This window comes from Lactobacillus sp. PV034 (genome assembly GCF_014522305.1).
Taxonomy (GTDB): Bacteria; Bacillota; Bacilli; order Lactobacillales; family Lactobacillaceae; genus Lactobacillus.
Genome location: NZ_CP041982.1, coordinates 384,268 through 405,067 on the forward strand (window position 1 = coordinate 384,268; position 20,800 = coordinate 405,067).

Annotated in this window: 16 protein-coding genes, 1 other RNA gene and 1 pseudogene; 15 read left to right on the plus strand and 3 right to left on the minus strand. The window is 33.5% G+C overall.

The annotated features are described in order from the left end of the window. Nucleotide 1: 1 nt before the first annotated feature. From addA to nth, 6 genes are all read left to right on the plus strand, one after another. Nucleotides 2–3,628, plus strand: a complete 3,627-nt coding sequence (gene addA / locus FP432_RS01990; RefSeq protein WP_265489195.1) for a helicase-exonuclease AddAB subunit AddA — start codon at nucleotides 2–4, stop codon at nucleotides 3,626–3,628. A gap of 21 nt (nucleotides 3,629–3,649) precedes the next feature. Next, nucleotides 3,650–6,457: a helicase C-terminal domain-containing protein gene (locus FP432_RS01995; protein ID WP_265489196.1), complete on the plus strand. Its 2,808-nt coding sequence runs from the start codon at nucleotides 3,650–3,652 to the stop codon at nucleotides 6,455–6,457. Beyond that, complete coding sequence (locus FP432_RS02000; protein WP_265489197.1) at nucleotides 6,450–6,944, plus strand: hypothetical protein; 495 nt, start codon at nucleotides 6,450–6,452, stop codon at nucleotides 6,942–6,944. The genes FP432_RS01995 and FP432_RS02000 overlap by 8 nt, the downstream gene beginning before the upstream one ends. A gap of 67 nt (nucleotides 6,945–7,011) precedes the next feature. After that, nucleotides 7,012–8,310: an asparagine--tRNA ligase gene (asnS, locus tag FP432_RS02005; protein WP_265489198.1), complete on the plus strand. Its 1,299-nt coding sequence runs from the start codon at nucleotides 7,012–7,014 to the stop codon at nucleotides 8,308–8,310. A 59-nt stretch (nucleotides 8,311–8,369) separates the two neighbouring features. Then, nucleotides 8,370–9,023 carry a DnaD domain-containing protein gene (locus FP432_RS02010; RefSeq protein ID WP_265489199.1) on the plus strand — a complete coding sequence of 218 codons (654 nt, stop codon included), beginning with the start codon at nucleotides 8,370–8,372 and terminating at the stop codon, nucleotides 9,021–9,023. A gap of 3 nt (nucleotides 9,024–9,026) precedes the next feature. Beyond that, nucleotides 9,027–9,668, plus strand: coding sequence for an endonuclease III (gene nth / locus FP432_RS02015; protein WP_265489200.1), 642 nt, complete (start codon nucleotides 9,027–9,029; stop codon nucleotides 9,666–9,668). A 46-nt stretch (nucleotides 9,669–9,714) separates the two neighbouring features. Here nth and FP432_RS02020 read toward each other — a convergent pair. Together FP432_RS02020 and recU are read right to left on the minus strand one after the other, a co-directional pair. Then, nucleotides 9,715–12,094: pseudogene (locus tag FP432_RS02020) on the minus strand (PBP1A family penicillin-binding protein). A 2-nt stretch (nucleotides 12,095–12,096) separates the two neighbouring features. After that, nucleotides 12,097–12,714: a Holliday junction resolvase RecU gene (gene recU / locus FP432_RS02025; protein ID WP_265489201.1), complete on the minus strand. Its 618-nt coding sequence runs from the start codon at nucleotides 12,712–12,714 to the stop codon at nucleotides 12,097–12,099. A gap of 63 nt (nucleotides 12,715–12,777) precedes the next feature. On the opposite strand from recU, the gene FP432_RS02030 reads away from it, so the two are divergent. The 5 genes from FP432_RS02030 to FP432_RS02050 all read left to right on the plus strand — a co-directional run bounded on the left by FP432_RS02030 (nucleotide 12,778) and on the right by FP432_RS02050 (nucleotide 16,252). Next, nucleotides 12,778–13,338, plus strand: a complete 561-nt coding sequence (locus FP432_RS02030) for a DUF1273 domain-containing protein (RefSeq protein ID WP_265489202.1) — start codon at nucleotides 12,778–12,780, stop codon at nucleotides 13,336–13,338. 147 nt (nucleotides 13,339–13,485) lie between these two features. Then, nucleotides 13,486–13,890, plus strand: coding sequence for a DivIVA domain-containing protein (locus FP432_RS02035; protein ID WP_265489203.1), 405 nt, complete (start codon nucleotides 13,486–13,488; stop codon nucleotides 13,888–13,890). 21 nt (nucleotides 13,891–13,911) lie between these two features. Next, nucleotides 13,912–14,271, plus strand: an RNA gene (rnpB, locus tag FP432_RS02040) — RNase P RNA component class B. An 85-nt stretch (nucleotides 14,272–14,356) separates the two neighbouring features. Then, nucleotides 14,357–15,481, plus strand: a complete 1,125-nt coding sequence (locus FP432_RS02045; RefSeq protein ID WP_265489204.1) for a THUMP domain-containing class I SAM-dependent RNA methyltransferase — start codon at nucleotides 14,357–14,359, stop codon at nucleotides 15,479–15,481. 66 nt (nucleotides 15,482–15,547) lie between these two features. Further along, nucleotides 15,548–16,252 (plus strand): DUF975 family protein, encoded by a 705-nt coding sequence (locus FP432_RS02050; RefSeq protein ID WP_265489205.1) that lies wholly within the window; start codon nucleotides 15,548–15,550, stop codon nucleotides 16,250–16,252. A 51-nt stretch (nucleotides 16,253–16,303) separates the two neighbouring features. On the opposite strand, the gene FP432_RS02055 is transcribed toward FP432_RS02050, so the two are convergent. Further along, the gene (locus FP432_RS02055) at nucleotides 16,304–17,230 is read right to left on the minus strand and encodes a DegV family protein (RefSeq protein ID WP_265489206.1); all 927 of its coding nucleotides are present in this window, start codon (nucleotides 17,228–17,230) and stop codon (nucleotides 16,304–16,306) included. Between the two features lie 152 nt (nucleotides 17,231–17,382). On the opposite strand from FP432_RS02055, the gene FP432_RS02060 reads away from it, so the two are divergent. The 4 genes from FP432_RS02060 to FP432_RS02075 are packed head-to-tail and all read left to right on the plus strand — an operon-like array spanning nucleotide 17,383 to nucleotide 20,800. Further along, nucleotides 17,383–17,745 (plus strand): hypothetical protein, encoded by a 363-nt coding sequence (locus tag FP432_RS02060; protein WP_265489207.1) that lies wholly within the window; start codon nucleotides 17,383–17,385, stop codon nucleotides 17,743–17,745. Beyond that, nucleotides 17,735–19,408 carry a formate--tetrahydrofolate ligase gene (locus FP432_RS02065; protein ID WP_265489208.1) on the plus strand — a complete coding sequence of 558 codons (1,674 nt, stop codon included), beginning with the start codon at nucleotides 17,735–17,737 and terminating at the stop codon, nucleotides 19,406–19,408. The genes FP432_RS02060 and FP432_RS02065 overlap by 11 nt, the downstream gene beginning before the upstream one ends. Continuing rightward, nucleotides 19,408–19,896, plus strand: a complete 489-nt coding sequence (lspA, locus tag FP432_RS02070; protein WP_265489209.1) for a signal peptidase II — start codon at nucleotides 19,408–19,410, stop codon at nucleotides 19,894–19,896. Before FP432_RS02065 ends, lspA begins: the two co-directional genes overlap by 1 nt. After that, the gene (locus FP432_RS02075) at nucleotides 19,889–20,800 is read left to right on the plus strand and encodes an RluA family pseudouridine synthase (RefSeq protein WP_265489210.1); all 912 of its coding nucleotides are present in this window, start codon (nucleotides 19,889–19,891) and stop codon (nucleotides 20,798–20,800) included. Before lspA ends, FP432_RS02075 begins: the two co-directional genes overlap by 8 nt.

The window sequence follows — 20,800 nt, forward strand, 5'->3', positions numbered from 1 at the left end:
GATGGCAACTTTTACACGTGCCCAACAACAAGCAATTGATGATCATGGCAAAGATATTTTGGTTTCAGCCTCTGCTGGTTCCGGTAAAACCTCTGTTTTAGTTGAACGCGTTTTAAATAAGATTTTAAAGGGAACACCAGTTGATAATTTATTAATTATTACCTTTACTAAAGCAGCAGCTAACGAGATGAAGGAAAGAATTAAAACTGAATTAAGTGAGCGGCTAAAGAAAGAACAAAATAATAAATTTTTACGTGACCAACTATTAAATGTAGATACTGCTAATATTTCTACGATCGATTCTTTTTGTGTAGATATTATTCGACGTTTTTATTATGTGATCGAATTAGATCCTAGTTTTTCAGTTTTAACTGATGAAACTCAAGCAGCTCTTTTACGTGAACGAGCTTTAAATGAAATTGAGAAAGAATATTTAGAGCGCGATGATCAAGATTTTATTGAATTCTATGATAATTTTGCTGGCGATCGCGAGGTTGATGGTGCTCACAATCTCTTGTTAGATCTTTATAATAGTGCGATGACACAGCCGAATTATGAGAGCTTTTTAAAAAATTTAGCTAATTACTATGAAGTTGGTGAAGATTTAGTAAGTAGTAACTTATGGCAGGAAAAAATCAAACCATTTTTATTGGCTCAGTTAACAAGTATTAGAGCGCAAGCAGAAAAATTACTAAGTTTGAGTCAGTATGAACAAAAAGAATTAGCTAAGCAAAAAGAAAGTTTTATGCTTTTTGAAGCTAATCTAAATAATTTAATCACGGCAATTGAGCAAGATGAAGCCTACGATAATCAAGTCGCCCTCTTTAAATTGTGTAAATTTGAAGGAAATGCACGTATTTCTAAAAAGTGGGATGAAGATTTAAAGGAAGTTTTTGAAGAAGGCAAAACGTTTAAAAATACTGCTACAAAGCACCTCCATCAGTTATTTGCTCAATTTTACATTACTAATGAAGCTGAACAAATTAAAGTATTAAATAAATCCAAGAAATTAGTAACTACAATTGGAAAAGTAGAATTAGCTTTGATTAAGCGGTTTAATCGCTTAAAGAGAGAGCAAAACTTACTTGATTATTCTGATATGGAGCAACTAGCATATCAAATTTTGACAACAGATTCTTCAAAATCCCAATTAGCGCAAGAATACTACCAGAATAAATTTTCTGAAATCCTGATTGATGAATATCAGGATGTGAATGAACTTCAAGAAGAAATTGTTCAAGCTATTAAGAAAAAGGGCAAGAATAATTTATTTATGGTAGGGGATGTAAAACAATCAATTTATGGTTTTCGACAAGCTCGTCCCCAGTTGTTTTTGGAGAAGTATGAAGCATATGCGACTGCACAAGATGAGCAAACTGAAAGAATTATTTTAGCTGACAACTTTAGATCAACTAAAAATGTTACGACGACTGTAAATCGATTATTTAACCCTGTTTTAACTAAAGATTTTGGTGGGATTGATTACCAAGCAGAAGGTGAATTGGTCTTTGGAGCAAATTATTATCCTGATGATCTAGATACAACTAGTGAATTTATTTATGGTGATCAAGAAGAGAATCAAGTAAAAGTTGCTACTGCATCAAATGACAAAGAAGATTTTGCTGAAATTCAAATGGTTATTCAGAGAATTAAACAATTAAAGGAAAACCATTTTCAAGTCTATGATCCTAAAACAAAGTTAAAAAGAGGGATAGAATATTCGGATATTGCAATTTTAACCAGAACTCGTAGTGATAATTTAGAGATCATGCAAGAATTTGCAAAAGAGAATATTCCATTATTTATCTCTGATGCGCAAAATTATTTTCAAACTTTTGAATTAATTATCATTATGAATTTGTTGCGGATTATTGATAATCCTAGACAAGATATTCCTTTAGTGGCCGTTTTGAGATCACCAATTTTTAATTTTACTGAACCAGAATTGGCACAGCTAAGAATTAAAACTAAAAAGGGAGATTTCTTTGATGCAGTAGCTAATTATGCTAGTGAAAGCTCAAAATTAGGAGAAAAAAGCAGGAACTTTTTAAATCAATTGGAAGAATTTAGGAAATTTGCTACGACAAATCGAATTTCAGAATTAATTTGGACGATTTATGAAAAAACTCACTTATTAGAAATCGTAACTGGTTTACCAAATGGTCAACAACGTCGTCTCAATTTGCAATCTTTATATGAGCGAGCAAATTCGTATGAAACTGCTGGCTTTAAAGGGTTATATCAATTTATTTCTTTCATTGAAAGAATGCGCCGTAATCAAAAGGATTTAGCTCAACCTTTATTAAGTAATGATGTTGATAATGCAGTAAAATTAATGACAATTCATGGATCCAAAGGATTAGAATTTCCAGTGGTGTTTGTAGTGGGATTAACCCATCAATATCAAAAGCGTGACTTAAGTAATAGTTACGATATTAATAGTGATGTCGGTTTAGGTTTAACTCTTAAGACCCCTGAATATAAAATTGATTCTCTAGTAAAATCAGTAATTGATACCGCGAAGAAAAGGGAAAATTTAGAAGAAGAAGCAAGAATTCTTTATGTAGGCTTAACTCGTGCAAGACAAAAGTTGATTTTAGTTGCGGCCTTAAAGAAAGGTAAATCGGAAGATGATTTTTTCTCAAGATGGGAACAAGCCTTAGATAAACATCATAAAATTCCATTTAACCAGAAAGTTGCAGCTACATCCCCTTTATCATTTCTTGGGCCAGAGTTGGCAGTAGAACGAACGATTGATCATCGCATCACCGACCTAGCTCCAATAACTAGTGATAATAAAAATATTTATTTTATTAAATATGAGACTAGCCATCACAATAACAAGCATGACGTAGAAAAAAGTAAGTTAGGACAAGAAAATCCTAAATTGATCTCTGTGGTAGAAAAGCTATATAACTTTAAGTATCCTTTCATTGATGCTACTCATACAACTGCCTATCAAGCCGTGTCCGAGATTAAGCGAGCTTTTAATGATCCAGATGAAAATAAATTAGAAAATGCGCGGTTTATTCCATCTACAAATCGTTACCTTCAACCAATTGATGCAACCCCGAGTTTTTTGAAAAAGAATAATTTTACTGGAGCTGAGATTGGGACTGCAACCCACCTTTTGCTTCAATACTATGACTATCAAGGAGAGAAGGAAAACGAAAATTTAGATAAGGAAATTGAGAATTTAATTGCTTTGAAGAAGCTTAATCCTGATATTGTGAATTTTATTTCTAAAGATGCCATTAACTGGTTTGTTAATAGTGAATTTGCAAAGCCGTTTTGGAAAAATCCACAAAATTTAAAAAGAGAAGAAGAGTTCTCTAGTTTAATTGAGGCTAAGCAAATATTTAATGATTTTTCCGATCCAAGTGCCAAGATTCTAGTACATGGAACCATTGATGGATACTATATAGAGGATGATGGCATAGTATTGTTTGATTATAAGACCGATCATATTGATAAAAGTCATCTTGAAGCAGCAATTGAAAATATTAAGAAAAAATATCAAGGTCAGTTAAAACTATATGAGACTGCGCTAAATGGATTTAGTAAAAAGAAAGTAAAAGCTAAGTACCTAGTGTTGCTAGATATTCAAAAGCTAGTAAAATTAGACTAGTAGAGTTAGGAGGTGGGAGATATGGAACAGGCTTTTAAAAATGATACTTTTGCTGTAGTAGATTTAGAAACTACTGGTACGCAAAGAGAACAAGGGGATCGTATCATTCAATTTGGCTGTGCAATTATCAAAAAAAGAAAAGTAGTTAAAACTTATTCATTTTTAATTAACCCACATCATGAAATTCCTCAATCAGTAGAAAACTTAACTGGCATAAAGAATGAAGATGTAAAAGATGCTTATGATTTTTCATTTTATGCTAAGAAAATCAAACAAATTCTTGATAATACAATTTTTATTGCTCATAATGTGAATTTTGATTTACCTTTCTTAAATTATGAGTTGGTAAATGCAGGTTTAGAACCTTTAAGAGGGAAAGCTATAGATACAGTTGAATTGGCACAAATTGCTTTTCCGACTTATCCTTCTTATAAGCTAAAAGATTTAACTGCTCGGCTTAAAATTAAGCATTTAAATCCTCATCGAGCTGATTCAGATGCACTCGTAACTGCCAAGTTATTATTAAAAATAATTAAGCGTTTAGAACAGCTACCTACGGCAACCCTTAATCTTTTGACTACGCTGTCAAAGGGTCTTCTGCGAGATACATATTATATTTTTTTTGAAATAAGTCAGATGGCACGCCAGACTAAAAGACCGATATCAAAAGATTTAATTCAAGTTAGAAATCTAATTCTTAAAAAACAAAAATTACCTGAGCCCAACATGCGGGCAAACGAAGATAAATTTCCAGTTAGTGATAAAGAAAAGAAAGAACTTTTTAAAGGGAAAATCCGTTACCGTAAGGGTCAAACCGCATTAATAAATCGTCTTCATGAATTTATTGAGCATGATCAACAAGAAAATTTGATTGTCGAGGCACCAAATGGAAGTGGTAAGACTTTTTCTTATCTCATGGCTTATGCCTATGAACTATATTCTGGAAGAAAATTAGTAATTGCCACACCGACTAAGGTGCTTCAGGAACAAATTTTTCGTCAAGAAATTCCTCAATTAATTGATATTACTGGACTAGATTTATTTGCACAAGAAGTAAAGTCAAGTAGTCATTATTTAGATTTGGATGGCTTTTATAATTCACTATATCAACGCAATTACGACCAGCAAACCTTAGTCTGGCAAATGGAAATTTTGGTCTGGCTTACGCAAACTACAACTGGCGATCTTGATGAGTTACAATTAACCAATTATAATAATCCATTCTTTTCTCAAATTCAGCATCCTGGAGATGCTCGTCTTGGAACATATTTTTCAGAAGTGGATTTTTGGAATTTAGCACGTGAGCGGCAAGAACAAGCTGATATTCTGATTACTAATCATGCCTATTTGGCTAATCATTTTACTGATTCAATATGGGGACAAAATCCTTACCTTGTAGTTGATGAAGCACATCGGTTTGTTGATAATGTAACTAGTTCAAGAAGTGATGGATTACAATTTGAATCTTTTTGGGGAAATGCTAGTCATTTACGTAATTTACTTTTATTTGGTCCTAATTCGGTTAAAGAAAAATTTGGTAACCAGCAGGAATTTGGTTTAATCCTTGACCAATTGGAAGTCGATATTGCCAATTTAATTCATGCCATTAATCGGACTCAAGAATATTTTTATCAATTTCTTAATCAGGCAACTAGTAGAGTTGAGAAAAGACAGAATCGTGTAGACTTTGGCTTTCAAGGTCAAGATCTTTTCCCTAATCCTGACAAAACTAAACAATTACTAAATCAAATTCAAACTAGTATTGAAAAAGTTAGACAAGAAACAAATCAGGTTTTGTTTTTACTTTATCAGCAACAAGAACATCTAATTTCAAGTAATGATGTTTTAGTGCAAGATATTCAAGAGGCTCTAGACCAGCTAGACTTTTATGCTGAACAAACTTATCTATTGCTAGATCAGCTCAATGATAAAAAATCCTTAGCTGAGAAAGGATTTATCTTACAAGTTACGGATGTTAATGATCCATTATCTACAAATATTGTATGGATGATGCTTGACCCTAGCAATGAATTAAAGCAACTTTATCATTTTTTCTCCAAACGATTATTTATTTCAGCAACAAGTATGAATAATAATTCTTTTGAATTTATGGAGAAGAATTTATCTTTAGCTCCAGAAGACACATTAAGTTATCAAGCAAAGGCTTCATTTAACGTTGAAAAACATTTAAGTTTTTGGGCTTTATCTGATCCTAATGTTAACTTTGATCCTAATAGTACAGAATATGCTCATTTTATTGCTGAATTTTTAAAAGAAGCAATTTCACACCAAAGTCATGTTTTGGTACTTTTTACAAATTTGGATACAATTAAGAATGTCTTTACTGAGATTATCAACGATCCTAATTTAAAAGACTATGAAATTTTAGCCCAAGGCATAACCGGTTCTAACCAAAGAATTGCTAAGCGTTTTGGTATTGCAGAAAAGGCCATTTTGTTAGGTGCCAATAGTTTTTGGGAGGGGATTGATTTTAAAAATAAGGGAGTAGATTTAGCGATTGCTGTTAAACTACCATTTGAATCTCCTGATAATCCTGAAGTTAAGTTAAGAGAAGAAAGATTAAAGAAGCAATCAAATAATATGAGTATTTTTGAAGAAGATACACTTCCTCGAGCTTTAATCAGATTTAAACAAGGTGCGGGGCGGTTAATTAGAAATGAGAGAGATCATGGTATTTTTGTTATTCTTGATCAAAGAATTTGGCATAAAAATTATGGTCAACAATTCTTAAATGCTTTACCTGTAGGAGCAAAAAAAGTAACTTATAAGCAATTGATTTCATTACTAAAGGAAGACCATAATGAATAATCATGTTAAATCAATTTTTAAAACTGCCTTATGGACATTTATTGTTATTTTAATTATCTATTTTATCTGTTTTATAGTTTTCATGTTTGGAACACATCCTTATCGTGCACAAGCAAAAACAGTCAATAATTTAGCCCTAACTAAAACTCCTATTACTAAAATTAATCATACGTATCATATGAGTTTAAGCAAAGTAAGTAACAGTGTAGAGGGTACTGATAAAAAGGGAGCAAAGTACTATTTTACCTATCTTGAAGGGTCTAATAAAGCCTACTTATACAAAGCCAGTGAAGGTATAAGTCGAGCTCAAACCCAAAATGCATTTAATTCCAGGCATCCTGGGCATCACAATTTAATGACAACTTTTGGCTGGTATCAAAATAAACCAGTATGGGAGATTTCATATAAAAAGTCTAATGGCAATTATGGCTATGCTATCTATAGTTTTAAGACTGGAAAACAATTATTCTATGTTGATAATTTATAATGTTTTATAACAATAACTTAAGATTTTTAGTATAATTAAAGTAGTTTATTTATAAAGGTGGGTAATTATGACAGAATTAATTTCGATTAAAGATGCACCAAAACATGTAGATGAAGAAGTGAAGATGCATGTTTGGCTTACAGATAAACGTTCCAGCGGAAAAATTATGTTCTTACAATTACGTGACGGAACTGCATTTTTCCAGGGTATTGTTCTTAAAAAGAATGTTTCTGAAGAAGTTTTTGAACAAGCAAAGAAATTACACCCAGAAGCAAGTATGTACATCACTGGAACGATTCATAAAGATGAAAGATCCCAATTTGGCTATGAAATTCAAATTGCTGATCTTGAAGTAGTTACAAATACAGAAGACTACCCAATTGGTAATAAGGAACACGGAATCGATTTCTTATTAGATCACCGTCACTTATGGTTAAGATCAAAACGTCCATTTGCGATTATGCAAATTAGAAATCAAGCTTTCAAAGCAATTGTTGATTTCTTTGAACAAGAAGGCTTTATCAAGTTTGATGCGCCAATTTTGATGCAATCAGCTCCTGAAGGAACTACTGAATTATTCCATATTGACTATTTCAATACTGATGCTTACCTATCACAATCAGGTCAATTATATGCAGAAGTTGGGGCAGAGGCATTTGGTAAAGTATTTACTTTTGGGCCAACTTTTAGAGCAGAAGAATCTAAAACTCGTCGTCACTTAACTGAATTCTGGATGATGGAACCAGAAATGGCTTGGATGCACCAAGATGAATCTCTTGATGTTCAAGAAAGATTATTACAATTTGTAACTAAACGAATTCTTGATAACTGTGAATATGAATTAAAACTTTTAGGTAGAGATCCAGAAAAATTAAGACCAACTACCGAAGGCAATTTCCCACGTATCTCTTACGATGAAGCTGTTAAAATGTTACAAGATGCCGGAAGAGACTTTAAGTGGGGTGACGATTTTGGAGCTCCTGATGAAGCATATATCTCTGAACAATTCGATCGTCCTGTGTTTATCTTAAATTACCCTACAGCAATTAAACCTTTCTATATGAAGAAAAATCCTGATAATCCTAAAGAATACTTGTGTGCTGATGTGTTAGCACCAGAAGGATACGGCGAAATTATTGGTGGTAGTGAACGTGAAAGTGATTATGAAACACTTAAAGCCCAAATTGAGGAAGCAGGATTAAATGAAAAAGACTATGAATGGTACTTAGATTTACGTAAGTATGGTTCTGTTCCTCACTCTGGTTTTGGTATTGGTTTTGAAAGATACTTAGGCTGGATTTGTAAATTAGATCACATCCGTGAAGCTATTCCATTCCCAAGAATGATTAATCGTTTACAACCTTAATATTCATTAAATTGAACTGGAGATTTCTAGTTCAATTTTTTATTTTTGAAAGGCATATCATGGCTAATTTTTATGATTATCGTAGAAATGGATTTTCTACATTTTCGAATGTATTATTTAAGTATTATTCTAAATTAGATCTTTCTGAAATTGAGCTTGTGCTATTACTTCAATTAGAGGTATTTGATCAAGAAGGTAATTATTTTCCTAGTAATCAAAATCTCGCTGCTATTACTAATCTCTCGGCAATTGAGGTATCAGAAATAATTCAAGGTTTAATTAATAAAGAATTTATTTCTTTAGAGCAAACTCATGATTCTCAAGGAAAAATAAATAATTATTATAGTTTAAAGCCTTTTTATGAAAAATTAGATCAACTTTTAAATCAAGAAATGATCAACTTAAAATCTAACCGAGAAGTGGATGAGATATCTCTTAATAAGGAAGATAAAACTGATAATCCGATTCAAAGAACAGTGAGACAATTTGAGATCGAATTTGGGCGATTGTTAAGTCCAATTGAAAGACAAGAAATTGCTGCTTGGATTAATGAAGATCACTATGATCCAGAAGTGATAAAACTAGCCTTAAGAGAGTCTGTCTTAGCTCAAATATATAATTTCAAATATGTAGATCGTATTCTGCTTAATTGGCAACGGCACAATTTAAGGACAGTAGAGCAAGTAAAGAATTATTTACAAAGAAATGTATAAATTATGGAAAGTAAAGAACAATTATTAACTGATGAGGAAGCTCGTAAGGTGCTATATCGAATTCTATCTCTTTATCCTGATGCAAAAGGAGAACTTAATTGGGACACACATTTTCATTTAGTATGTGCAGTAATGATCAGTGCACAAACTACTGATAAAATGGTAAATTCGGTTACACCAAAGTTATTTTCAGATTATCCCGATAGTTTTGCAATGGCAAAAGCAGAATTAAAAGATATCGAAGAAGATATCAAAAAAATTGGGCTTTTTCATACCAAAGCAAAACATTTAAAAGAAACTGCTCAAATTATTTCAAGTAAATATCATGGTAAAGTACCAAATAATAAAAAGGAATTGATGGCTTTACCAGGCGTAGGTGAAAAAACTGCCAATGTAGTTTTAGCAGAAGGATTTGGTGTACCAGCAATCGCAGTCGATACGCATGTATCACGAATATCTAAGCGATTTAAAATAGTAGGAGCAAAAGCGAGCCCACATGAAATTAGCTTGCGCCTACAAGAATTATTACCCAAAGGGGACTGGATCAGAGCTCATCATGCAATGATTTTATTTGGGCGTTATACGATGCCTGCTAGAACTAAAGATAAAAATCCTTATGATTTTTTACCACCAGAAAATAAATAATTTTGAACCAAAAAGAGTGTCTCAATATTGAGACACTCTTTTTAGTCTAATGGGTATTAGAATTATTGGTAGTTGACGAAGAATTACTGTTGCCGTTTGTATTGTTATTAGTATTATTTTGGGTTTGTCCAGTTGAGTTATTAGCATTGCTGGAACTAGTAATTGAGCTTGAATCAAAATCCGCACTAGAGGATGAATTAGAATCCTTTTCCTTACTTGTATCATCATCTGGCTCAGATATTTTTATATCATCACTTGAAGAATTACTTGAGGAATTTGACTCTGCAGAGCTTTCATCATGGTCATCACTAGAATAAGTGTCAAAGTGACTATCTATTTCTTCATCATCTTCATTATCATCCTTGTATGGATTACTTGGAGCATGACCTTTAACAAATAACTGCCATGAGTAGTTGGTTGAAGTAGGTGAGGCTACCTTTTTTTCAGTACCGTTCACGATTCTACGTTTAACGACAGTACTTGGTTGTTTCCAATTCTTATTTTCCTTATTCTTCATTAAATATTCCATCATGTATTTATATAATACCTGAGCTGAAGTTTCACCAACCCCTGAGGGAGTACCATCCTTTAAATTATCATATCCCGTCCAGATGGCCATTGAGTAAGCACGAGTGTAACCAGCAAACCAAGCATCTTTTGGTGAGTTAGCATACTGCGGATATTTAACTAAATCATCATCAGAATATTTTACCGTTCCAGTTTTACCAGCTTCATATAAATCGCCAGCCTTTGCGGCAGTACCAGAACCGTGAGTAAATACGCCTTTAAGCATATCAGTCATAATGTAGGCAGTTGAAGTTTTCATCACACGTTTTCCTGAACTATCATAGTTGCGTGAAAGGCCGTCAGGAGTTTCAATTTTTGAAACAAACTGAGGTTTGTAATAAGTTCCGTTATTAGCAAAAGCCCCGTAAGCTCCGGCCAATTGGAGAGAAGAGGCATTTGCACCAATTCCGATTGAAAGACCAGAATCAGAGGGCACATTAACACCCATATTTCTAGCAAATAGGGAAGCCCGCCCAATACCTACCTTATCTAATGTTTTAACAGCAGGTACGTTACGAGATTGTTCTAGTGCTTGACGCATAGTAATCTTGCCCATATAAGTATTATCCCAATCATGTAACTGGATATTAGTTCCAGGATAGATATATTTGGTGTCATCAACCATATGAGAAGTACCCCAATTTAGATATTCAATTGCAGGACCATAATCTAGAATTGGCTTAATGGTTGAACCGGTCGATCGACCAGTTTGGACTGCTCGATTCAAGCCTAATTGAACGCTCGGTAGTTTTCTTCCACCAATAATAGCAATGACATGTCCATTTGAGGGGTCTACTATTGTAGCTCCAACTTGCATTTTATCGTTGGTAAACGGAACCTGACCATTATTAGCAAGATCGTAAAGTTTTTGTTGAGCTTTTTGGTCAATATTAACGGTAATTTTAAGATTATCGTAGGGGTTAAAGCCTTTATCTTTAACTTCTTCAAGTACTTCTTTAATGTAAGGGTCGTCAACTTTTCTCAAATCTGAATTAGTTGAATTTTTCTGAGGAACTAACCCTTGAGTTATGGGCTCTGCTTTTGCTTGGTCATATTGGCTTTGACTAATTTTTTTGTTCTGTAGCATAGATTTAAGCACAACATCACGACGATACTTAGCGGCATCTGGGTGTAAATATGGATCATAGGTAACTGGGGCATTTGGCATTCCAGCAATTAAAGCAATTTGTGCTAGATCTAATTGATCGAGATTTTTCCCGTAATAATAGTTAGCAGCTGTTCCCATGCCATAATTTCCGTAATTCATGTAAACCTTGTTGATGTAGAATTCGAGAATTTGATCTTTTGAATATTCTCGTTCAACTTTCATTGAAAGCCAAGCTTCCTGGGCTTTTCTTTTGAGGGTTCTCTGTGAAGCGGCAGTAGAAAATACAGATAATTTAACGAGTTGTTGAGTTAAAGTAGACCCCCCCTGCGGCAACACTATTCGACTTAGCATTTACCAAAACTGAACCAATAATTCTAATTGGATCTAGACCAAGTCCTTCATGGTAAAAGCGTTTGTCTTCTACTGAAACTACTGCATCTTTTAACTGTTGTGGAATTTTACTATTTGTAACATAGGTTCGTTTTTCTGAACCAAGTGATAGTAAAAATTTGCCATCAGTGGTATAGAGTGATGAACTGCCGCCGCTCTCTAGTTGAGCTCGTGAGATGCTAGGTGCATCTTTGGCATAAAAAGCGAACAGTCCCACACCAGCTACAATTATTAATAATGCGGTCACACATACCCACTTTAGAACTTGAAGCCAAATTCTTTTTTGTTGTGGACCTTGTTTATGGTGATAGTTTTCCATTCGTGATGATGGATGATTTTGATTTAAGTCTTTATTTTCCATTTTTATTTCCCATCTTGGATAAATTTATCAACGATATCTAAATACGGTAGCGTAGGCCTAAAACCACTTTTAATTTCATAAGAATTATGTTCAATTTCTTTAAGGGTAAGCGATTTTTTTGCCTTATCATTCCAGGCTTTAATAATAAAGCTTGCTGGAGTAATAAAATATTTATTTAAAGAAACAAATCTAATAATAGTAAAGCAGATCCCATTCTGCTGCAAGCATTGGTCTAAATGCGTAATTTGATGTTCATGAAAATTCTTTAACGGAAAAGCTGTCCTATTTCTTGTCTCTTTTGCTTCAAAATCCAGATAGCGTCCCTTATATACACCGTTATAATCTGTTGTTGAAGCTTGTCTAAAATAGGCTTCTTTGATAACTGCGCGTGATCTTTTTGGATAGTCAACCTTTACGATCTGAATAGGCGTGGGTTTCTTGTGAACGACAGCAATATTTTGAGTTAAATAATACTTATTTGACTCGTTAATTTGCTGTTCTAAGGACATTCCACGATCAGAGAAAATAATATTTTTCTTATGATAATGTTTATTTAATTTTAGAAGATCAGTGTGATCTGCATTGTAGTTAGTTAAACTACCAGTTGGATATTTGACCATAAATTATACTCCTGCTAGCATTATAACAAATTAATAAATAATAAATGAATAGGTAAAAAAACAATGAAAAGACTTTGGGTTTCAGGATATCGTAGTTATGAATTAGGAATTTTTAATCAAAAGGATAAGAAGATAGAGGTAATTAAATATGCTTTAAGAAAGTATTTTTTGCAAAAACTTGAATCAGCTGATTTAGATTGGATAATTTCTGGTCCAAATCTAGGAGTAGAGCAATGGGCACTGGAGGAAGGTGTGTCCTTAAGAAGTGATTATTCGGTCCATGTTTCAATGATCAGTCCATATTTAGATTTTAGTAAACGCTGGAATGAAAATAATCAACTTGCTTTTAATAAACTAAAAGATAAAGTTGATTTTTTTGGTGCAACTTCTAATTCTCCTTATCAGAATCCTGGTCAATTGAGAAACTACCAAAATTTTATGTTGCAACATACTGATGAAGCTTTATTAATATACGATCCTGAGCATCCGGGAAAAACTAAATACGATTATGATTTAATCAAAAAATTTCAAGATAACCATGCTTATCAATTAACCTTATTAGATTTTTATGATTTACAGGATCTGGCAGAAGAATATGAAGAGAGTTTACATTCTGATTTTTAAATAAAGTTTCTTTAAATATCATTAAGGATGTTTATCTAAATTGAATGGACTTAATTAATATTCTATACTTTTAATAGCTAGTACTTTAGCAAATATTTTATTAAGAACTTAAAAACATCAAATTTATGAATTGAAGGAATTAACACAATGGATTTAAATGATATTCGTCTTTCACCAAATGATATTTTAAAGAAACAATTTAAAGTAAAAATGAAAGGATATGATCAAGAAGAAGTTGATACCTATCTTGACCAGATTATTAGTGATTATGAAGTTTTTGCCAAAATAATTGCAGGCTTAAATGAAAAAGTAAACCAGCTAGAAAGTCAACTTAACCAAAATCAAGCAGTAAGTGTAGGTAATGAGGATGACGTCAAAACTTATCAGCCATCCCACCTTCAAAGTTATGAACCTAGTTCAACTTCATCTGAACCGGTGGAAAGTGAAACTACGAACGTGGCTATGATTCAGCGAATTTCTACGTTAGAAAGAAAAGTATATAATTTAGAACAAAGAATGAATGCACAAGATCGTACTTACCAAGCAAATTAATATGATATAATAGTTAATGCAAGTTTTGAGCAATCGCGGTTAACTTATGTTAGCTGAGGAAAGTCCACGCTCGCACGAGCTGCGATGCTCGTAGTGATTGTACTCAGCCCAATAAGCTGGGGGATTTCATCTGAAATCACGGCGGAGAAAACACTAAATCAGTTAGACATGTGTGAATATCCTTAAAAGTGCCACAGTGACGGAGCAATAGTGGAAACACTATTGGTGGAACGAGGTAAACCCTGCAAGCGAGCAACCCAAATTTGGTAGGGGCGTCTTATCTATGGAATTGAACTAAAGATAAGATCATATAATGAAGATAGATGGTTGCTGAAAATAGTCATTGATCAAGACTATTGGAACAAAACGTGGCTTATAGAAACTTGTTGGTCGGTTGAGCTTTTGCTCAACCTTTTTTTGTCGAATAAAGTAACAGATAACTGAAAAATAGAAAAAAGTGAAAAATATGAGTAAGTATAAACTATATGCAACAATGGGTGCTGGATTTGAAAGTATCGTTGCCAAAGAATTACAAAATTTAGGTTACGAAACTAAAACTGAAGATGGACGCGTATTTTTTGAAGGAGATCAGGCGGATATAGTTCGCACTAATTTATGGCTTCGTGCAGCAGATCGTGTAAAAATTCTTTTAAAAGAATTTAAGGCGACATCTTTTGAGCAATTATATGATGAAACTTATGATTATGATTGGGCAATGCTTTTACCAGTTGATGCAAAATTCCCAGTAAAGGGGAGAAGTGTCAAAAGTAAATTACATTCAGAACCAGATGTACAGTCAATTGTTAAAAAAGCTATTGTTAATAAGATGACTGATCAGTATCATCGACGTGGTTTTTTACCCGAAACGGGGAGTGAATATCCATTGGATGTTCATATCTATAAAGATCGGGTTCGTTTAAGTTTAGATACAACAGGTCCAAGTCTCTTTAAGCGTGGTTATCGTGTTGAACATGGTGGTGCGCCATTAAAAGAAAACTTTGCAGCAGGGTTAATTGAGCTTACTCCTTTTGATGGCTCACATCCATTCATTGATCCGATGACGGGATCTGGAACAATTCCAATTGAAGCTGCATTAATTGCTAAAAATGTTGCACCTGGTTTAAACAGAGAATTTGCTTTTGATAATTTTGATTGGTTTAATAAGGAACTTCATCCAGAATTGGTTGCAGAAGCTAAAACTAAGGAGAAAAAAGAACATGCACCAATTATGGCTAGTGATATTGATCAGTCTATTTTAGAAATAGCTAAAGTTAATGCGCATAATGCTGGCGTTTTACAGGATATTCGCTTTAAGCAAGTAGCTGTGAAGGATTTTGCAACGGATCTAGAAAATGGTGTGATTATTGCCAATCCGCCATATGGTAAAAGATTGAAAGATCGCGAAGCTGCAGAAAAAATTTATGAAGAAATGGGACAAACACTGCGCCCATTAACTTCATTTAGCCAATATTATTTGACCTCTGATCCAAATTTTGAGAAATATTTTGGCGAAAAAGCTACTAAGAAGAGAAAATTCTTTAATGGTAACTTAAGAACTGATTATTACCAATACTGGGCAAATCAACGTTAAATTCACATTTATCTTTTTCCTTGAGATTGATATAATTTAAAAGATATCTAAATTTAGGAGGAAAAAATGAAATTTTCTGAATTAAAAAGTGAAGCTCGATCATTATTAAGTGGTCATTGGGGTTGGGGGGTAGCCATAGCCTTAGTAAATAGTATTTTTGCTGGTATGCTTGGAAGCGCAACTAGTACAAGTACAGTACATGGCTTGGACGATTTGACTAAAATTCTTAATTTTGAGGGCCTTGATATTGACAAGATAGAACTTTCAGTTTCAACCCAAACTACGGTTGTTTTAAGTTTATTAGTTGCAGCAATGATAGGTTATAGTATTTTCTATACCTTTTTAAGATTAGTAGACACGAAGGAAACTGGAAATGTAGCAACTGGTGCTTTATCAGCTATAACAAGTAAAAGAATTTTACCAACATTTTTAACTAGTTTTATGACTGGTATTTTTGTATTTCTATGGAGCCTACTCTTAATTGTTCCTGGAATTATCAAAGGTTATGCTTATTCAATGGCACCATATATCGTAAAAGATTTAACTGATACTGGTAAAGAAGTAGAACCAACGGAAGCGATCAATTTAAGTCGTGAAATTATGAAAGGCCATAAATGGCAATTATTTTGTTTAGATTTAAGTTTTATTGGCTGGTTTGTTCTATCAATCATTACTTTAGGAATTGGCTTTTTATGGTTGCGTCCATATTTTGGTGTGACTCGTGCCAATTACTACCGTCATTTAGTTGGTGACCGTTTTACTAAAGCTTAAAAAAATAGACCTTAGAGTTTTAAAACTCTAAGGTCTATTTTTTGCTTTCTATTACAATGAGGGAGAATTAATTTGATCAGCAGCAAGGGGAGTTCCATCAGAAGTAAAGTAGGAATCTAAATCTCGACACCAGATGATAGCAATCGTATCTTGGCCGACATGAACACCTACAACAGGCCCAATAATACTATGATTAATTTTAACTTCTGGGAAGGCAGAAGTATAGTTCTCATTCCATTCACGGGCACGTTGATCAGAATCCGCATCAAAAATAGTTAACTGAACCGGGTAGGGAAGCTGATTAATTATTTGGGCAAAATCAGTTTGAATTCGCTTGACTGCTCTTTTATATTGACGTTCCTTACCCGAAGCAATAATTTTACCTTCTTTTTGTACATCCATGGTTAAGATCGGTTTAATATGTAACAAGCTACCCACAAAACTTGCCGCATTTGAGAGGCGACCAGTACGTTTTAGATGCTTTAAATCATCAACCATAAACCTTACGCCAATGGTTTTTCTGAGATCACTTAAATCATGTATAATTAAATCGAGCGAAGCACCCGCTTGAATTAAACGAGCCGCTAAAATGACTAGATCTGCTTGACCAGCGCAGGTTACTTTAGAATCAAAGGCATGAATTTTAATCCGATCTTCATTTTTGGCGATTGTAGTAATATTGCTATAAGTACTAGAAATTCCACTAGAGAGAGGAATGATAATTAAATCTGTATAGCCTTCATCAATGAATTTATCTATATGTGCTTGAATTTCACCAATTGAAGGTTGAGAAGTGGTTGGCAGGCTCTTTTGACTGGCAAGTCTCTGATAAAATTCATGATAACCAATATCAATCATATCGTGATAAACTTTATTATCCCAAATAAGTGAGATTGGAATAACATCGATATTATATTTTTTTACTTGTTCGTCAGTTAAATAAGCAGCGCTGTCAGTAATAACACCAATTTTTGCCATTAAATATCTCCATGTTTCTTAATTAGTATATCTGTTTAACTATCTTTAAATTATAGTTATTTTAGCTTAAAAACCTGGTAAAATAAAATAATTTTTTTATTATCTGTTATAATAAGCAAGAGATTTGTAAGTAGGAGGGGACCTAAATTCTAATGAAGCGGCATTTTATCTTTTTGGGTGCACCAGGCATTATTTATTATTCATGGTTACTTGTAGTTATTTTTGTGGGCGTTAGTTTTGCCTACGAGAGTAATAAAACTATTAGTTTACCAAGTTTGATATTATGTTCACTTTTTGTCATTTTACTGATTTATACTTGGTTTTTCTCATATACAAAGCGGGTTAAGTCAGAAGAATTTGAATTTAAGTTACCGTATCGTAAAAAATCTAAGATTTCTAAACCACAAATAATTTTCCAATGGCATTTTATCCGTACACTCAAAATTAATGATAAGTATCAAAAATATTATGTTATTGAATTTAATAGAAAAAAGGAGTTATCCAATGGAATCTGATATTAAAATAGCACAAAAAACTAACGCATTACCTATTACTGAAATCGCAGAAAAAGTAAATTTAAGTTCTGATGATATTGAACTTTATGGTAAAGATAAGGCTAAGATTTCTTGGCCAGCAATTAATCGCGTAATGCAAAATGATAAATTGGGTAAATTAATTTTAGTCACTTCAATCTCTCCAACCCCTGCAGGCGAAGGAAAGTCTACTATTACTATTGGTCTTGGAGATGCATTTAGTAATCAATTAAAGAAAAATACGATGATTGCGCTTAGAGAACCATCTATGGGGCCTGTTTTTGGACTAAAGGGTGGAGCCACAGGCGGTGGTTATGCTCAAATTATCCCTATGGAAGATATTAACCTTCACTTTACTGGTGATATGCATGCACTTACTAGTGCAATCGATACTTTAGCAGCTTTAGTTGATAACTATATTTATCAAGATAACAGTCTTAAACTTGATCCGGAGCGTCTTTTACTTAAACGCGGAATTGACGTAAATGATAGAACTTTGAGAAAGGTTACTATCGGTCAAGGATCTAAATTTAATGGAATTGAGCATGAAGCTAGCTTTGCTATTACTGTAGCTAATGAATTAATGGCTATTTTATGTTTAGCAACTGATATTAACGATTTGAAGAGAAGAATTGGAAATATGTTAGTTGGTTTTTCAACTGACGATGAACCAATTTTTGTTAAAGATCTTGGCTTCCAAGGTGCAATTGCTGCTTTACTATCAACTGCTTTAAAACCAAATCTTGTTCAAACTTTAGAGCACACCCCAGCTTTAGTTCATGGAGGACCATTTGCTAATATTGCTCATGGTGCTAATTCTGTGATGGCAACTAATTTGGCGCTTCACTTAGGTGACTACGTTTTAACTGAAGCGGGATTTGGTGCCGATTTAGGTGGACAAAAGTTCATGGACTTTGTTTCCAAGAATCTTGCTAAAAAGCCAGATGCAGTAGCAGTTGTAGCCACAGTACGTGCCTTAAAATATCAAGCTGAAAAATCAACTGAGAATTTAGCTAATGAAAATTTAGATGCGCTAGAAAAGGGATTTGCTAACCTTGATCGTCATATGAAGAATATGGCTAAGTATGGGCTTCCTGTAATGGTTTTAATTAATCAATTTGATACTGATACTCCAGCTGAATTAGCTAAGCTAAAGGAACTAATTGAAAATGAAGGCTTTACTTGTGAAGTAGTATCTTACCATGATGATGGTTCTAAGGGTGGAGTAGAAGCTGCCCAAAAATTAGCTGAATTAGCTGATAAGGGTGGCAATTATCACTCTATTTATGAAGACGATGATGATCTCAAAGTAAAAATTGAAAAGATTGCTAAAAATATTTATGGTGCTGCTGAAATTGAATATTCAGATAAAGCTGAAGAACAATTAAAGGAAATTAAGGCAATGGGTAAAGATAAGTTGCCCGTAATTATTGCGAAAACTCAAGCTTCATTTACTGATGATAAAAAGCAATTAGGAGCACCGACCGGCTTTACTTTGCATGTAAAAGATTTGGCCCTTAAGAATGGAGCTAACTTTGTTGTTGTAGCTACAGGTCATATTTTAGATATGCCGGGACTACCAAAACATCCTGCGGCCCTTGATATTGATGTTGATAACAATGGTAAGATTTCTGGCCTATTTTAATGAAAAACTCTAAAAAGATTTTTTATCTCTTAATTTCACTTTTAGCAGTAATTGCTGATCAAGCCTTAAAATTTTATATTGTTAGCAATTTTCATCTTGGCGAAAGTAAGTCATTTATTCCGCATTTAATATCTTTTTACTATCTAAGAAATAATGGAGCTGCATGGAATATTTTTCCAGGACAAATGATCTTGTTTTATATAATTTCAATTGTCGCCATTATCGTAACGCTTTATTATTTGTTAAATCCAAATTATAAAAGTAAAACTTTTAATGTGGGTTTGGCTTTAGTTTTAGGTGGAATAGTTGGAAACTTTATTGATAGATTGAGACTACATTACGTAGTTGATATGATCCAGCTTGATTTTATTAATTTTAATATTTTCAATATTGCTGACAGCTGTATTACCATTGGAATAATTTTGATTTTTATCTATTTATTATTTATAGAAGGTAAAGATAAAAAGGAAACTGGTACAAGTGAATAAAGAATATGAATTAACCGTAGAAGATGAAAAGGGACGTTTAGATAAATTTATTTCAAGCAAAATAGATACTCTAAGTAGAACCCAAGTACAAGATCTCATTGCTAAAAAGCATGTTTTAGTAAATAACAAAGAAGTTAAGGGATCTTATAAGGTCACCCTTGGTGATAGAATTCTTATTACCGTTCCGCCTAAAGAGCCATTAAGTCTTGAACCTGAAGATTTAAACCTGGAAATAGTTTATGAAGATCAAGATGTTATTGTAGTTAATAAACCCCAAGGAATGGTGGTTCATCCAGCAGCAGGGCATCCAGATCATACTTTAGTAAATGGACTGCTGTATCACACAAAGAAATTAGCCCAAAGTCCTGAGGGATTTCGCCCGGGAATTGTCCATCGCATCGATAAAGATACGTCTGGTTTGTTAATGGTAGCTAAGAATGATCAAGCACGTTTAAGTTTAGAACAACAACTGGCAAGTAAAACTAATAAGCGAGAGTATTTAGCAATAGTTCATGGAAACTTTGATAATACGGCCGGAGTAATTGATGCTCCTATTGGGAGAAATCCTAATAATCGTAAACAAATGGCTGTTAATCCTAAGGGTAAGCCTGCGCGAACTCATTTTGAAGTTTTGGAACAGTTTAAGGGCTATTCTTTAGTTAAGTGTGTGCTTGAAACTGGTAGGACTCACCAAATTAGGGTTCATATGAAGTACATTGGACATCCTTTAGCTGGTGATCCTTTGTATGGTCCTAAGAAAACACTTAAAGGAAAAGGACAATTTCTCCATGCTGCAACTCTAGGTTTTGAACAGCCCACAAGTCATCAATGGCTTGAATTTTCAGCACCAATACCCTTAATTTTTCAGCAGCAACTTGAAAAATTACGTAGCTTGAGGAGGTAA